Source organism: Erwinia psidii, assembly GCF_003846135.1.
GTDB lineage: Bacteria > Pseudomonadota > Gammaproteobacteria > Enterobacterales > Enterobacteriaceae > Erwinia > Erwinia psidii.
Map to the genome: position 1 here is coordinate 22,732 of NZ_RHHM01000016.1, position 13,558 is coordinate 36,289.

Sequence of the window (13,558 nt, forward strand, 5' to 3'; positions counted from 1 at the left end):
ACAAATGGAGAAAATCAGCTCGCTGATTAACTACCTGATTGGGCTTGTGCTGATGTGGTTCGGGCGGCACACGCCGCAGGATATCGCCTTTATGGTCGGTTCCGGCGTGGCGGTGGTGACGCTGGTGATTAACGTGGCGACCTTCTTTATTAACTGGTACTACCGCCGCAAAACGTATGACCTGCAACGGCTGGGGGTGAACGGTGACGGTCGCTAAACGTTGTGGCGTCGCGACGGTGCTGGCACTGGCTGCACTCCTGCCGCAGTTTGACACGCTGAAGATTACCGACGGCGGGCTGAGGCTGATTGCGGATGCCGAAGGGTGCCGCACCTCGCCGTACCGGTGCAGTGCGGGCGTCTGGACTAACGGCATAGGACACACGGCGGGCGTCACGCCTCAGAGTCAAATCAGCGAACGGCAGGCGGCGGTTAATCTGGTGTATGACGTGATGCGCGTTGAGCGCGGCATTGATGCCTGTATGCCTGCCATGCCGCCGCCCGTTTATGACGCGGTGGTGTCGTTCGGTTTTAACGTTGGTGTTCACGCGGCCTGTACCTCAACCCTGGCCGCATTTGCCCGGCGTGGTGAATGGCGGCGCGCCTGCCTGCAACTTGACCGCTGGGTATACGTGAAAGGCGTGAAAAACGCCGGGCTGGAGAGTCGCCGCCAGCGTGAAAAGGCCTGGTGCCTGAAGGGGGCGGCATGACGCGCGTGTTAGTGACCCTGCTGGCGGTGGCGCTGGCCGCGCTGGGTGGCACCGGCTGGCGGCTGACCGTGGCAAAGGGTGACCTCACCGACGCACAGCGGGTTATCGGCACGCTGTCGGCGGGTATTGCCAGCCGGGACAGGGCAATCAGCCGCCTGAACGATGAGGCAAAAGCGGGCCAGAAACGCGAGGCCGCGCTGCGTCTGTTACAGGGGCGCGCCAGCACAGCCGCCCTTAACCGTGAACTGACCCTACAGAGGGAAAGCGATGCTAATCCGACCCTGCGCGCCTGGTCTGCTGCTGCTTTGCCTGCTGACGTTATCCGGCTGCACGCCCGGCCCGCATTCAGTAACCCCAGAGATTATCTGGACTGGCTGTCCTCGCGTGACAAGCTGCCCGCTGCCGGGAAACAGTCTGCAAACCCAGGGCGATTTGGCGGCGGATAACCGCCAGCTGGAGGCTGCGCTCGCGTCGTGCGGGTTGCAGGTGGAAATCATCAAAGAGTGCCAGGAACAACACGATGCTGAAACCGAAACAGCTACGCCACGTGCTGACCGACAGCGTGCCGCTGCTACAGCGCAACCCCGACGGGCTGCACCTGTTTATTGATGGCGGGCGCATCGTCTCGACGCTTGCCAGTTCGCTGTCGTTTGAATATCAGTACCGGCTGAATCTGGTGCTCACCGACTACGGCGGCGATATCGATCTGATTATGGTGCCGCTGCTGGCCTGGCTGCGTGAGAACCAGCCCGACATGATGGCAACCGAAGAAAAGCGCCGCACCGGCTTCACTTTTAAGGTGGATGTGCTGAATGATGCACTGTGCGATATCAGCATTGATTTACAGCTTACGGAACGGGTGATCGTGAAACAGGACGGCGACGCGCTGCACGTCACCCATGTGGGCGAAAACCCGTTACCGGAGAACGATGCGCGCCCGATGCAGTTGTATATTAAAGGCGAGCTGGTCAGTGAGTGGTCGTCATGAACGGGCTGGAGGCGTTCGACGCCAGACTCAACGCGCTTATCGGCAACCTGTCCCCGTCGGCACGCAAAGAGATGGCCCGCACCATTGCAAAGCGTCTGCGCGCCGGTCAGCAGCAGAATATCAAACGCCAGCAGGCACCCGACGGCACGCCGTTTAAGCCGCGCAAGGCACCCGCACGGAAAAAGACAGGCCGGGTTAAGCGGGAGATGTTCGCCAGGCTGCGCACGGCTAAATACCTGAAGGCGAAAGGCAGTACAGACGACGCGGTGGTGGAGTTTACCGGCAACGTGCAGCGCATGGCCCGCGTGCATCATTACGGGCTGCGTGACCGGCCAGCCCGTGGGGGGAAAGAGGTACAATACGAGGCCAGACCGTTGCTGGGATTATTAAAGGACGAAAGTCAGGTCATTGAAAATATTATTAATGATTTTTTATCATAAATGCGTAGATATTGGGTGTGAAATTTTATCCCCAGACTTTGGCTGTACTTGCATCATAAAAGAAGACTTCAAGGTTGCCCTTTTTTCTTATTGGCACCATTTTCATTGCCCTACGGACTATCTTTTTATTAACTTTACTCTCAGGATCTCCATAGATACCAACATACAATTGTCTAACTTTACCGTTTTCGATACTGGTAAGAAAATGCTCATCGTTATCAGCCAAAGAGTGTCCGTATATAAAAAGAGCGCCTGATATTTCAACAAAACTACGATATGATTTTGCCAGGTAGTCATTATGCCTTATCTTTTCAATTTTTTCTTTGCTCGTTCCTTCTGAGACAAATACAGGAAACAAATTTTCATCCATTGCTTTCCTGATTTGATCTATCAATCTTATATTTGTATTTACCCAAGTAAATTTCCTTAATTCATACCCAGCATCGAAAAGGTGCAGCGCACCATGTAAAAAGAACATGTTTTGTTTATGTGTATTTTTTGGCTCCCATGTTACATAAGGTGCATCATAATTTTCATAAGGCTTTCTAAAGCCATCGTCAGAAGAAGGTTTTTCACCCTCATCACAGTGCATGCATACCCAATAAAGTAATAAGTCATAGTTAAGAGTATATATTTTAGAAAAGTTCTCTAAAAATAATTTACAATGCCGATACTGTTCACTAGTTAATTCATTAGGATTTGAAGGGTGGCTTGCTGCCAAAGCTTGAACTAAGACTTCTTTTAATGCTGTTGCATCGCCTGTGATTAAGTTAATTGTTTTTTGGATGTCATTGTTATATACATTTAATACCCGACTTGAGTTATTTAATATGTTAATTACTTTCTCAAAGTCTTCTGTTTCTAAAGCGTTAAAAACGTTTCTCGCTGATACAGATAGTTTTGAAAAGTCGGCTTGTTCAAAAAGGCGACCATAAACAAAAATATCAGGTTTACATGCAATGCTAAATCCATTTCCTAACAACACATGCCTAGTGTATTTTGACGATTTCTCAATGGCTTCTTGAAAAGTGAATAGTTCCATTATTTTGACCGGCTATATTAAATTTATTTGAAATATTAAAGGGCACTAAATGCCCTTTAATATTTACCCACGATGTACTATCGACTGATTCAGAGCATCAATTACTTTGTCTATATGAGCACGATCTTTGCTTTGTAATGCCTGGCTTTCACCAGAGGCGCTATTGAGATAGACGCTGTACTCTGGTTTTAATGTTACAAACAAGGCAATACCGGCAATAAGCATTAGCCCACCAATGGCTTTAACTCCCAACTGATCGGCTACAAACATCATAACTAAGCCTACCAGCCCCATTATGACAGCAGGCAACTTATTAGCAGGTTGATGTCCACGCTTAACCGACGTCACCCCCTGCATGGCATAGGTGCTTGATCCAACGCGAAAACGAGCGCTGGTAACGCTCACACTACCATCGTTATAGAATTCAACTTCTTCCATTAGTAATTCCCGTTTTTTTGCTATTCATAGTTTGCTACATGTAAAGAGATACATTAACAAAATTTAATCTTTGGTAAATCCCTGAAACCACTTTTTTTTGCAGTCTGCACGTTGATGCACAGACGAGCTGTAGTAAATGGTATTACCGATCATGCCAGGACATTCTTGCTGCATGAACTCACAAATTCCCGAAATCCTGCGGCTGCTGCGCAACCTGATCCGCATCGGCACCGTGTCCGCTGTCAACCTTGACGACGGGCTGTGCCGCGTGGACACCGGCAATAACACCACCGCCTGGCTGCACTGGCTGACCGCCCGTGCCGGTCGCACCCGTTCATGGAACGCGCCATCGGTCGGCGAACAGATGCTTATTTTGTGCCTGGGCGGCGAGCTGGACACCGGCTTTGTGCTGCCGGCGTGTTCTCTGATGAAAACCCCGCCCCGTCGGCGTCGGCAGATGCGCTGCACTGGTCGTTTCCCGATGGCGCGGTGATTGAATATGAGCCTGCCAGCGGTGCGCTGACGGCAACCGGCATTAAGACCGCCACCATACAGGCGGCGGTGAAAATCATGCTGGACTCGCCGGAAGTTGAATGTTCCGCCCTGCTAAAGACCGCCACGCTGGAAGTGACCGGCGGCGGCACGATGAAGGGCGATATTCAGCACAGCGGCGGATCGTTAAGTTCAAACGGCAAGGTGCTGCATACGCACAGACATCCGGGCGACAGTGGCGGACAGACGGGAGAGCCATTATGACAGACGCAAAATATTCCGGCATGAGCCGCGACACCGGGCTGGCGGTGAATGATATCGACCATATCCGCCAGTCGGTACGCGACATTCTGTTAACGCCGGTTGGCTCCCGCGTCATGCGCCGCAGCTATGGCTCGCTACTGTCTGCCCTTATCGACCAGCCACAAAATGCGGCGCTGCGCCTGCAAATTATGTCAGCCTGCTATATGGCGATCCTGCAATGGGAACCACGCGTGAAGCTGACCGGCATTGCATACGAACCTGCCTTTGACGGCGGCATGGTGGTGGAACTCACCGGCACCCGCGCCGATACCACGCAGGATTTTTCCTTAACTGTACCTGTGAGCTGATATGGCAACCATTGATTTAAGCCAGCTTCCCGCGCCCGACGTGGTGGAAACGCTGGACTATGAAACCCTGCTGGCGGAGCGCAAGGCCACGCTGGTTTCGCTGTATCCGGCGGACCAGCAGGACGCCATCGCCCGCACGCTGGCGTTGGAATCCGAACCGGTGGTAAAGCTGCTGGAAGAGAATGCGTATCGTGAGGTGATCCTGCGTCAGCGCATTAACGAGGCGGCACAGGCGGTCATGGTGGCGTATGCGCTGGCGGACGATCTGGACCAGCTCGGCGCAAACAACGGGGTGCCGCGCCTGACGCTGACCGCCGCAGACAATACCGCGATCCCGCCTGTCGCCGCCGTGATGGAAAGCGACGATGATTATCGCGTGCGTATCGCCGCTGCCTTTGAAGGTCTGAGCGTGGCCGGGCCGACCGGGGCTTACGAGTATCACGCCAGAAGCGCCGACGGGCGCGTGGCCGATGCGTCTGCCATCAGCCCGTCGCCCGCCTGCGTCACCATCACCGTGCTGTCACGCGAGGGCAACGGCGTGGCCGCTGCTGACCTGCTGCCGGTCGGTTCGTCGGCGCTGGAGGTTGCCGCCGCTGAAGCCTGCGCGGTGATTGAAACCCTGCCGGTTCTGCTGCGTCGGCTGTGGAGCGCGGATAACTGCCCGGTGGCGCTGCTGCCGTATCTTGCCTGGGCGTGGTCTGTTGACCGCTGGGATGCAGGCTGGAGCGAGTCCACAAAGCGCGCCGTGGTGAAAGCCTCGCAGTATGTACACAGGCATAAAGGTACGTCCGGTTCCATCCGGCGCGTGGTGGAGCCGCTCGGCTATCTGATCCGCCTGGTGGAATGGTGGAAGACCGGCGACGCACCCGGCACCTTTCGCCTCGAAGTGGGCGTGCTGGATACCGGTATTACTGAGGAAATGCATCAGGAGCTGGAACGCCTGATAGCGGACGCGAAGCCGTGCAGCCGCCATCTTACCGGGCTGTCGATTAATCTCGACGCCAGCGGCGCGCTGCCGGTTGCCGCCGCCTGCTACAGCGGCGACGAACTGACCGTTTACCCTTATACCCCTGAAATCATCACCGTCAGCGGGCCGGGCTGGACCGGTGCGGCGGTGCATCTTATCGACCTGACGGAAGTGAAACCATGACCACAAAATATTTTGCCCTGCTGACCAGCCAGGGCGCGGCCAGGCTGGCGAACGCCGCCGCGCTGGGCACAAAGCTCCAGATTACCGACATGGCCGTGGGTGACGGCGGCGGGACATTGCCCACGCCGGACGCGGCACAGACAAAGCTTGCCGGGGAAAAGCGCCGCGCCCCGCTGAACGCGCTGACGGTGGACGCGGCCAACAGCAGTCAGATAATTGCAGAGCAGATTATCCCCGAAAGCGAGGGCGGCTTCTGGATACGTGAAATTGGCCTGTTTGACGCCGACGGCGTGCTGATTGCCGTGGCGAACTGTGCGGAAACCTACAAGCCGCAGTTGCAGGAGGGCAGCGGCCGCACGCAGACGGTGCGCATGATTATCATCGTCAACAGCACCAGCGCGGTAACGTTGAAAATTGACCCGTCGGTGGTGCTGGCAACGCGGCAGTACGTCGATAACGCGGTGATTGAAGTAAAGTCGTACACCGACAGGGCGCTGGCCGCGCACCTCGCCGCCGCCAGTCCGCATGGGCAGTATCTGCAAATCATCAATGCGCTGGCGGAAATCAAAGACGCCGGGCTGGCCGGGACGGCGCTGGATAACCTCGGTCTGAAAGACGCGGCGAAACTGGGCGTGGCAACCCCCGCGCAAATGGTGGCGGGAACGGCAACCAACCTGCTGCCCAGCGTGGCGGCGGTAATGGGGCTGTTCAAAAAAGGGACATTTTCAGAAAGCGACTACGTGCGTATCCCTGACGTGCCGGGCGGGTTAATCGTGCAGTGGGCCAGAATAAAATCGGGTTCAGCCGGGAATTACGCCTGGACCTATCCGACGCCGTTCCCCGGCGGGCGGGTTGCTGCATGGGGCATGTGTCACCGGACCAACGTCAGCGGCACCGATACCCCAACCATCTCCTTTGATGATGTCACCGACCCGACACCCAAAACGCTGACTAATTTTAATCTGCGCGTAAACGGCGTGGCCGGGGCGTATTCCGGTTTTGTAATCGCATTAGGATACTGATATGACCCGTGCTTATTTCTCACCCTCGCTGAAATCCTTTATTCCGTCGGAATGGAAAGACGACGGCACCTATAACGATGACACCTGGCCTTCGGATGCCGTACCGGTCACGGAGGCCGAAGCGGCCAGCTACTGGAAGCAAATGCCGCCCGACGGCCAGAGGTTGGGCGTGGTGGACGGTCGCCCGGCATGGGAAGACGAACCGGCGTTAACCCCGGCGCAACGAACGGCGCTGGCCGAACAGCAGAAGGCGATGTTGCGGACGCAAGCCCAGTCCACTATCAGCCTGTGGCAGACGGAACTACAGCTTGACATCATCAGCGATGAAGACAAAACCCGCCTGATTGCGTGGATGAAATACATTCAGGCGCTGAACACGGTGGATACCACTGTTGCGGAGATTGTCTGGCCGGAAAAACCGTTCAGATAAACGCTTGTGCATTCGCCTCGCACCTCTCCGTCTGATGTGCTTAGGGTTCTGGTGGAAACAGTGAACCTTAAGCTAAACTTGAGGTTTTTTTTAGGGTGAGCACCAACTATTAGGTTTTCCTTTCGATTACAGTTCTGTATGATAAGTCGCCATTAATTAAGGATGATAATGAATGTTACTGTCTCAATATTTGAAGTTAAAAATAGCAGCAGATAAAAACATTGCCGATGCTTTTACTAAGGGTTTACAAGGTGTTGGTAATGCAGCGAGAGAAAATCTGAGTGATATATATTTTGGAACAGAGCGGCTTTCATGGCGTAGTTCATGCCTTACAGATAAATATAGCGATGTTTGCAAAGAGCTAAATCAGGAAGATAAAAGGATGTTTCTTTCTGTTTATGAAGCATATAAACGAAGAGATGTCTTTTTGGATATGTTTCAGCTTTACGCAGCCTATCTCTTACGCGATCAGGATACGGGAAAAATCGAAAGTTCTGACTCACCGATACAAAAAAAGGTAATGACCATTGCTGGCCTGGCGGCTAACGGTAAGTCATCTAAAGTCACGAAGCTGGCGATATCGTATGCAATAGCTAAAGGGATGGCAGAAGCAGCACCAATATCTATGGCGGTCAGGACGGCGATAAATAGCAGCAGCTATATAGCCCTGTCCGGGTTAGGGTTTTATGGGAAAGTACAAAAATCCGCTATGGCTGCCCGGCGGTTACGTGCAACCAATCCTTTATTTTATCAGGCTCTGTACAGAAATAATCTTGAAATGCTTTATATCTATATTGAAAAAGTTATCATATCTTTCAATATGAAGTTAAGCGGGAGAACATCCCCAACTGAACAAGATATTATCAATCTGCTGGATGGTATAAAGTGAAATTCATAATTAAATTTATATTAAATATCGCTATTGATTACATTCCAGTGTTATTAGTGATAGTAGCGGGAACGTTTTATGTGGTTTTTTTTCCAGAGTATTGGGGAAGGCTGCTGTTGATCACTATTGCTGTGGTTTTTGTATTAAGCGTTAAGGTATTTAATAAAATACAATTCAAATCTAAAATAAAATAATTTGAGTGAGTGCTCTTGCGAATTTTTAAATTAAAAATTAATGCTAAATAACGCTATACATTAATCACAGGCAACAAAGGGTAATGCCAGTTATGAATAAAGCTGAAAGCGTTCGCCGCCTGATTACTAAACATTTTTGGGAAATGTCGGATGACACTTCCCTGAGTACGGGTAACAATTGCGTACTGCCTGAAGACGCCAGCGATTTTTTGGAAGAGTATGCTGAATCACTTCAGGTTAATATGGCTGTTTTCGACTTCAGGAAATATTTCCCAAATGAAGGCGTGCGGTTTTTACCCAATGCGATTTTGCCAAAGTTCATGCGGACCGACCATCATCAACCTGAGCCGTTAACTGTCAGGATGCTTATCGAATGCGCTGAATCAGGCCGCTGGCTTTACTGATGATGCCACGCTGCTGGTCTGATTTGTCTTTGTCCGGCCAGCCATCAGCAAACCCCAATCACATGCACTGCCCCGCCTGACCTGACACTCTGAGCACACCCATTTAACGGAGTGCTTCAGATGTCTGATTATCATCACGGTGTCCGCGTCGTCGAAATCAACGACGGCACGCGCACCATTTCCACCGTTTCGACCGCTATCGTCGGGCTGGTCTGTACCGCCGACGATGCCGACGCGACTTCGTTTCCCCTTAATACCCCGGTGCTGCTGACCAACGTGTTATCCGCCATCGGCAATGCCGGAACCAAAGGCACGCTGGCCGCATCCCTTCAGGCGATTGCTGACCAGTCAAAGCCTGTCACCGTGGTGGTGCGCGTTGCCGAAGGCGCAACCGACGCCGAAACCATTTCCAATCTCATCGGCACCACCGACGAGAACGGCCAGTACACCGGCATGAAGGCGCTGTTAAGCGCACAGAGCCAGCTTGACGTTAAGCCGCGCATTCTCGGCGTGCCGGGCCTCGACTCGCTGGAGGTGGCGACCGCGCTTGTCAGCATCGCGCAACAGCTCCGCGCCTTCTGCTATGTCTCGGCGTGGAACTGCAAAACCGTATCGGAGGCGAGGAAATACCGCGACAACTTCAGCCAGCGCGAAATCATGGTTATCTGGCCGGACTTTATCGCCTGGAACACCACCGCCAACGCCTCAGAAACCGCTTACGCCACGGCGCGGGCGCTGGGCCTGCGTGCAAAAATCGACAATGACACCGGCTGGCATAAAACCCTGTCCAATGTCGGCGTGAACGGCGTGACCGGGATTTCTGCCGGGGTATTCTGGGACTTACAGCAGACCGGCACCGATGCCGATCTGCTGAATGAAGCCTGTGTGACCACCCTTATCCGCAAGGACGGCTTTCGCTTCTGGGGAAACCGCACCTGTAGCGACGATCCGCTGTTCGCCTTTGAGAACTACACCCGCACCGCGCAGGTGCTGGCCGACACGATGGCCGACGCGCATATGTGGGCCGTTGATAAGCCGCTGACGCCGGTCCTGGTGCGCGAGATTATCGCCGGTATCAATGCCAAATTCCGCGAACTGATTAATGCCGGTTATCTGCTGGGCGCATCGTGCTGGTATGACGAAACGGCCAATGACACCGCGACCCTGAAGGCGGGCAAGCTGGTGATTGATTATGACTATACCCCCGTGCCGCCGCTGGAAGATTTAACCCTGCGTCAGCGCATCACCGATACGTATCTGGCGAACTTCGCCGCGTCCGTTAACAGCTGAGGATTTTTTGAATGGCACTGCCACGAAAACTAAAGGGGATGAATCTGTTTAACGATGCCAACAGCTATCAGGGCGTGGTCACCAGCGTCACGCTGCCGAAGCTGTCGCGCAAGCTGGACCCGTTCCGGGGCGGCGGCATGAGCGGCGCGGCGCATATTGATATGGGCCTTGACGACGACGCGCTGGATATGGAATGGAGCATCGGCGGGCTGGATGATCTGGTGCTGTCGCAGTGGGGGGCAACGTCCGTACCGTTGCGCTTTACCGGCTCGTACCAGCGCGACGACACCGGCGCGGAAATCGCGGTGGAGATTGAGGTACGCGGCAGACACCAGGCGTTTGATTTTGGCGAGGCCAAACAGGGCGAGGATACCGAAACCAAAATCACCACCAAATGCACCTATTACAAAATGACCTTCAACGGTAAAGAACTGATTGAAATCGACACCCTGAACATGGTGGAGAAGGTCAGCGGTACCGATCTGCTTGAGCAGCGCCGTAAAAATATCGGCCTCGTTTAACTCCCTGGCCAGCGCCCGGCGCTGGCCTTCACTCCCTTTTTACGCAGAGAAGAATCATGGAAAACCACGAAAACATTATCACCCTGCAAACCCCGGTGATGCGGGGCGAGCAGGCTGTCACCACCGTTGAAATCATCAAACCCAACGCGGGCGCGCTGCGTGGCACCCGGCTGGCCGACCTTGCTGGCTCGGACGTGGACGCGCTGATTACCGTGCTGCCGCGCATCACCTTACCCACGCTGACAAAGGCGGAGTGTATGAACCTTGACCCGGCGGACCTGATTGCGCTGGCCGGGCAGGTGATCGGTTTTTTGTCACCGAAGTCGGACGCATAAGCTGGCCGGGCGGGATGACGGTGAATGACCTGATGGCGGACATTGCCACCGTCTTTCACTGGCCCCCGTCTGAACTGTACGCCATGCCGCTCGGTGAGCTAATCGACTGGCGGCACAAGGCGCTTATTCGCAGCGGAGCACAACCCGATGAGTAATAACCTCAGACTTCAGGTGCTGCTGAAGGCGGTAGACCAGGCGACGCGCCCGTTTAAGGCGATACAGAACCAGACGAAAAAGCTGGCGGGCGGCATTCGTGAAACGCAAAACAGCATCAAAGAGCTGGATGCGCAGGCGGCAAAGATTGACGGCTTTCGTAAGGTCAGCGGCCAGCTGGCGGTCACACAGCAGAAGCTGAAAGAGGCGAAGGCCGACGCGGCGGCGCTGGCCGTGGCGTTTAAAAACAGTGAGAAACCCACCACCGCCCAGGCCCGTGCGTTGGAAAAGGCCCGGCAGGCGGCGGCTGAGCTGCAAACCAAAACCAACGGCCTGCGTCTGTCGGTACAGCAGCAGCGCGAGGTGCTGAACGCCGCAGGCATTTCCACCAAAAGCCTTGCCAGCGAACAGCAGCGGCTGAGAACGGCTTCCGCCCAGGCCACCGTCAGCCTGAGCCGCCAGAAAAGCGAGTTACAGCGCCTCGGCCAGCAGCAGGAGCGCCTTAACCAGACCGGCGAGCGCTACCGTAAAGGTCAGGAGCTGTCCGGGCGCGTGCGTAACGCCGGAGCGGCGGGCGTCGGCGCGGCCACCGTCGGCACCCTTGCGGCCACGACGGTACTGCGTCCCGGCTATGACTTTGCGCTGGCAAACTCCACGCTTCAGGCGACGCTCGGCCTCGATAAAAACTCCGCTGACTTTCAGTCGCTCAGAACCCAGGCGCGCAGTATCGGCGACAACACCGCCGCCTCGGCCAACGACGCCGCACAGGCACAGATTATCATCGCCAAATCGGGCGGCACGGTGGACGACATAAAGGCGGCGACGCCGGTGACGCTGGAGATGTCGCTTGCCAACAACCGCACGATGGAGGAAAGCGCAAAGCTCCTGATGAGCACGAAGAACGCCTTTGGTCTGGCTAACTCACAGGTGGCGCACCTCGGCGACGTGATTTCGGCGACGCTGAACAAAACCGCTGCCGATTTTGACGGGCTGAACGACGCGCTGACCTATATTGCGCCGGTGGCGAAAAACGCGGGCGTCAGCGTGGAACAGACCACCGCCATGATTGGCGCGCTGGCAAAAGAAGGGACAACCGGCAGCATGGCCGGGACCGGCGTGCGCGCCATGCTGCTGCGTGTTCAGGCACCGACTGGCGAGGCAGGAAAGGCGATTAAAGAACTGGGTGTAAGGACCGCCGACAGCAAAGGCAATATGCGACCGTTCTTCACCATCCTGAAGGAGATGCAGAAATCCTTTGAAAAAAACAAACTCGGCACCGCGCAGCAGGCGGAGTACCTGAAAACCATCTTTGGCGAGGAAGCTGCATCGTCAGCGGTGACGCTGATGAAGGGGGCGACCAGTGGCCTGCTGGATGACCTGACCCGGACCTTTCAGGGGGCGGACGGCAGCACGGCGAAGCTGGTCAGCGTACAGCAGGACAACCTCGGCGGCGACTTTAAAGAGCTTCAGTCCGCGCAGGAGGCCATCGGCACCGATTTGTATGACCAGCTTGACGGCACATTACGCCAGTTAACCCAGGACACCACTGCCTTTTTGCTGACAGTGGACGGCTGGATCCAGCGCAATCCGGCGCTGGCCGCAGGCGTTGCCAAAGCCGCCACGGCCGGGCTGATTCTGGTGGGGGCGCTGGGTGCAATCGGGTTGGTTGCATGGCCGGTAATGGCGGGGGTAAATGCGCTGGTCGCCGGTGCAGGGCTGCTTGGTAGCGCGTTCAGCGTGGCGGGCGGCGCCATTGTCACCGCGCTGGGGGCGATCAGCTGGCCGGTGGTGGCGGTGGTTGCCGCCGTCGCTGCCGGTGCGCTGCTTATCCGCCAATACTGGGAGCCGGTCAGGGCGTTCATTTCCGGCGTGGCCGACGGGTTTACCGCTGCCGCAGGGCCGATAGGAGATGCATTTTCCGGCCTGAAGCCGGATTTTGAGTGGGTGACGCAAAAGCTTACCGGGCTGTGGGATGGGTTTACCCGGCTGCTGGAGCCGGTGAAATCGACCCAGGCCGAACTGAAGAACGCCGGGGACATGGGTAAACAGTTCGGCACCCTGCTGGCGGAAGGGCTGAAAATCCCCGGACAGGCGCTGGACCAGCTCAGAAGCGGCATTGACTGGGTGCTGGAAAAGCTCGGCGTGATCGACAGCAAATCCGACGGGCTTAAAGACAAGGTGGCGGGAGATAACACGCAGGATAAGCACGATCCGGTTGCGCCGAACGGCCTGCCGTGGAGCCTGGCCGACACCGGTCCGGCGTATCAGCCGGTATCATCCCCGGCGGCGGGCGGCGGTTATCAGGACCAGAGCCAGAACAGTTACCAGTACGATATCCATATGCACCCCGGCATGAGCAAGGACGACGCGCTGGCGCTGATTGCAGAGCAGCAGGCGCGCAACGACCGCAACCGCCAGGCGCAGCAGCGCAGCAAAATGGGATGGGAATAAT

At 55.5% G+C, this 13,558-nt stretch carries 18 protein-coding genes and 2 pseudogenes; 18 read left to right on the forward strand and 2 right to left on the reverse strand.

Annotated elements, in window-relative coordinates; all coding sequences use genetic code 11:
* The first annotated feature begins 4 nt into the window (after positions 1-4).
* The 6 genes and pseudogenes from EB241_RS17485 to EB241_RS17505 all read left to right on the forward strand — a co-directional run bounded on the left by EB241_RS17485 (position 5) and on the right by EB241_RS17505 (position 2,135).
* Positions 5-217 carry an HP1 family phage holin gene (locus EB241_RS17485; protein ID WP_124234381.1) on the forward strand — a complete coding sequence of 71 codons (213 nt, stop codon included), beginning with the start codon at positions 5-7 and terminating at the stop codon, positions 215-217.
* Positions 204-707, forward strand: a complete 504-nt coding sequence (locus tag EB241_RS17490; RefSeq protein ID WP_124234382.1) for a lysozyme — start codon at positions 204-206, stop codon at positions 705-707. The genes EB241_RS17485 and EB241_RS17490 overlap by 14 nt, the downstream gene beginning before the upstream one ends.
* Positions 704-1,054, forward strand: a pseudogene (locus EB241_RS17495) (Rz-like lysis system protein LysB); the annotation flags it as partial. The gene EB241_RS17490 and the pseudogene EB241_RS17495, both read left to right, overlap by 4 nt.
* Complete coding sequence (lysC, locus tag EB241_RS21645) at positions 975-1,316, forward strand: Rz1-like lysis system protein LysC (RefSeq protein WP_233592640.1); 342 nt, start codon at positions 975-977, stop codon at positions 1,314-1,316. The pseudogene EB241_RS17495 and the gene lysC, both read left to right, overlap by 80 nt.
* Entirely contained in the window at positions 1,228-1,695 is a 468-nt protein-coding gene (locus tag EB241_RS17500) for a phage tail protein (RefSeq protein WP_124234384.1), read from the forward strand. Before lysC ends, EB241_RS17500 begins: the two co-directional genes overlap by 89 nt.
* Positions 1,692-2,135, forward strand: a complete 444-nt coding sequence (locus tag EB241_RS17505; protein ID WP_124234459.1) for a phage virion morphogenesis protein — start codon at positions 1,692-1,694, stop codon at positions 2,133-2,135. Before EB241_RS17500 ends, EB241_RS17505 begins: the two co-directional genes overlap by 4 nt.
* Positions 2,136-2,160: 25 nt before the next feature.
* Here the strand turns inward: EB241_RS17505 and EB241_RS17510 are convergent, their stop codons facing one another.
* A complete protein-coding gene (locus tag EB241_RS17510) occupies positions 2,161-3,177 on the reverse strand; it encodes a DUF4917 family protein (protein ID WP_124234385.1) in 1,017 nt (338 codons plus the stop codon).
* A 63-nt stretch (positions 3,178-3,240) separates the two neighbouring features.
* Positions 3,241-3,615: a DUF6232 family protein gene (locus tag EB241_RS17515; protein WP_124234386.1), complete on the reverse strand. Its 375-nt coding sequence runs from the start codon at positions 3,613-3,615 to the stop codon at positions 3,241-3,243.
* Between the two features lie 172 nt (positions 3,616-3,787).
* Between EB241_RS17515 and EB241_RS17520 the strand changes: the two are divergent.
* The 12 genes and pseudogenes from EB241_RS17520 (at position 3,788) to EB241_RS17575 (ending at position 13,557) form a co-directional block, all read left to right on the forward strand.
* Positions 3,788-4,371 (forward strand): annotated as a pseudogene (locus EB241_RS17520) (phage baseplate assembly protein V).
* On the forward strand, positions 4,368-4,718 hold the full coding sequence (locus EB241_RS17525; RefSeq protein WP_124234387.1) for a GPW/gp25 family protein: 351 nt from the start codon (positions 4,368-4,370) through the stop codon (positions 4,716-4,718). Before EB241_RS17520 ends, EB241_RS17525 begins: the two are co-directional and overlap by 4 nt.
* Position 4,719: 1 nt before the next feature.
* Complete coding sequence (locus tag EB241_RS21820; protein ID WP_124234388.1) at positions 4,720-5,868, forward strand: phage tail protein I; 1,149 nt, start codon at positions 4,720-4,722, stop codon at positions 5,866-5,868.
* The gene (locus EB241_RS17535) at positions 5,865-6,890 is read left to right on the forward strand and encodes a phage tail protein (protein WP_124234389.1); all 1,026 of its coding nucleotides are present in this window, start codon (positions 5,865-5,867) and stop codon (positions 6,888-6,890) included. Before EB241_RS21820 ends, EB241_RS17535 begins: the two co-directional genes overlap by 4 nt.
* A gap of 1 nt (position 6,891) precedes the next feature.
* On the forward strand, positions 6,892-7,320 hold the full coding sequence (locus EB241_RS17540) for a tail fiber assembly protein (RefSeq protein ID WP_124234390.1): 429 nt from the start codon (positions 6,892-6,894) through the stop codon (positions 7,318-7,320).
* Between the two features lie 172 nt (positions 7,321-7,492).
* Entirely contained in the window at positions 7,493-8,209 is a 717-nt protein-coding gene (locus tag EB241_RS17545) for a hypothetical protein (protein WP_124234391.1), read from the forward strand.
* Positions 8,210-8,486: 277 nt separating this feature from the next.
* Positions 8,487-8,807: a DUF1493 family protein gene (locus tag EB241_RS17550; protein ID WP_124234392.1), complete on the forward strand. Its 321-nt coding sequence runs from the start codon at positions 8,487-8,489 to the stop codon at positions 8,805-8,807.
* 120 nt (positions 8,808-8,927) lie between these two features.
* On the forward strand, positions 8,928-10,097 hold the full coding sequence (locus EB241_RS17555) for a phage tail sheath protein (protein WP_124234393.1): 1,170 nt from the start codon (positions 8,928-8,930) through the stop codon (positions 10,095-10,097).
* Between the two features lie 11 nt (positions 10,098-10,108).
* The gene (locus EB241_RS17560) at positions 10,109-10,618 is read left to right on the forward strand and encodes a phage major tail tube protein (protein ID WP_124234394.1); all 510 of its coding nucleotides are present in this window, start codon (positions 10,109-10,111) and stop codon (positions 10,616-10,618) included.
* Between the two features lie 56 nt (positions 10,619-10,674).
* Positions 10,675-10,953 (forward strand): phage tail assembly protein, encoded by a 279-nt coding sequence (locus EB241_RS17565; protein WP_124234395.1) that lies wholly within the window; start codon positions 10,675-10,677, stop codon positions 10,951-10,953.
* A 14-nt stretch (positions 10,954-10,967) separates the two neighbouring features.
* A complete protein-coding gene (locus EB241_RS17570; RefSeq protein WP_124234396.1) occupies positions 10,968-11,108 on the forward strand; it encodes a GpE family phage tail protein in 141 nt (46 codons plus the stop codon).
* Complete coding sequence (locus tag EB241_RS17575) at positions 11,101-13,557, forward strand: phage tail tape measure protein (protein ID WP_124234397.1); 2,457 nt, start codon at positions 11,101-11,103, stop codon at positions 13,555-13,557. Before EB241_RS17570 ends, EB241_RS17575 begins: the two co-directional genes overlap by 8 nt.
* The last annotated feature ends 1 nt before the right edge of the window (position 13,558 follow it).

Excerpts from the sequence above, each read along its gene's own strand:
- EB241_RS17485 (WP_124234381.1), top strand. The coding sequence starts at position 5 with ATGGAGAAAATCAGCTCGCTGATTAACTACCTGATTGGGCTTGTGCTG.
- lysC (WP_233592640.1), top strand. The coding sequence starts at position 975 with ATGCTAATCCGACCCTGCGCGCCTGGTCTGCTGCTGCTTTGCCTGCTG.
- EB241_RS17500 (WP_124234384.1), top strand. The coding sequence starts at position 1,228 with ATGCTGAAACCGAAACAGCTACGCCACGTGCTGACCGACAGCGTGCCG.
- EB241_RS17505 (WP_124234459.1), top strand. The coding sequence starts at position 1,692 with ATGAACGGGCTGGAGGCGTTCGACGCCAGACTCAACGCGCTTATCGGC.
- EB241_RS17510 (WP_124234385.1), bottom strand. The coding sequence starts at position 3,177 with ATGGAACTATTCACTTTTCAAGAAGCCATTGAGAAATCGTCAAAATAC.
- EB241_RS17515 (WP_124234386.1), bottom strand. The coding sequence starts at position 3,615 with ATGGAAGAAGTTGAATTCTATAACGATGGTAGTGTGAGCGTTACCAGC.
- EB241_RS17525 (WP_124234387.1), top strand. The coding sequence starts at position 4,368 with ATGACAGACGCAAAATATTCCGGCATGAGCCGCGACACCGGGCTGGCG.
- EB241_RS21820 (WP_124234388.1), top strand. The coding sequence starts at position 4,720 with ATGGCAACCATTGATTTAAGCCAGCTTCCCGCGCCCGACGTGGTGGAA.
- EB241_RS17535 (WP_124234389.1), top strand. The coding sequence starts at position 5,865 with ATGACCACAAAATATTTTGCCCTGCTGACCAGCCAGGGCGCGGCCAGG.
- EB241_RS17540 (WP_124234390.1), top strand. The coding sequence starts at position 6,892 with ATGACCCGTGCTTATTTCTCACCCTCGCTGAAATCCTTTATTCCGTCG.
- EB241_RS17545 (WP_124234391.1), top strand. The coding sequence starts at position 7,493 with ATGTTACTGTCTCAATATTTGAAGTTAAAAATAGCAGCAGATAAAAAC.
- EB241_RS17550 (WP_124234392.1), top strand. The coding sequence starts at position 8,487 with ATGCCAGTTATGAATAAAGCTGAAAGCGTTCGCCGCCTGATTACTAAA.
- EB241_RS17555 (WP_124234393.1), top strand. The coding sequence starts at position 8,928 with ATGTCTGATTATCATCACGGTGTCCGCGTCGTCGAAATCAACGACGGC.
- EB241_RS17560 (WP_124234394.1), top strand. The coding sequence starts at position 10,109 with ATGGCACTGCCACGAAAACTAAAGGGGATGAATCTGTTTAACGATGCC.
- EB241_RS17565 (WP_124234395.1), top strand. The coding sequence starts at position 10,675 with ATGGAAAACCACGAAAACATTATCACCCTGCAAACCCCGGTGATGCGG.
- EB241_RS17570 (WP_124234396.1), top strand. The coding sequence starts at position 10,968 with ATGACGGTGAATGACCTGATGGCGGACATTGCCACCGTCTTTCACTGG.
- EB241_RS17575 (WP_124234397.1), top strand. The coding sequence starts at position 11,101 with ATGAGTAATAACCTCAGACTTCAGGTGCTGCTGAAGGCGGTAGACCAG.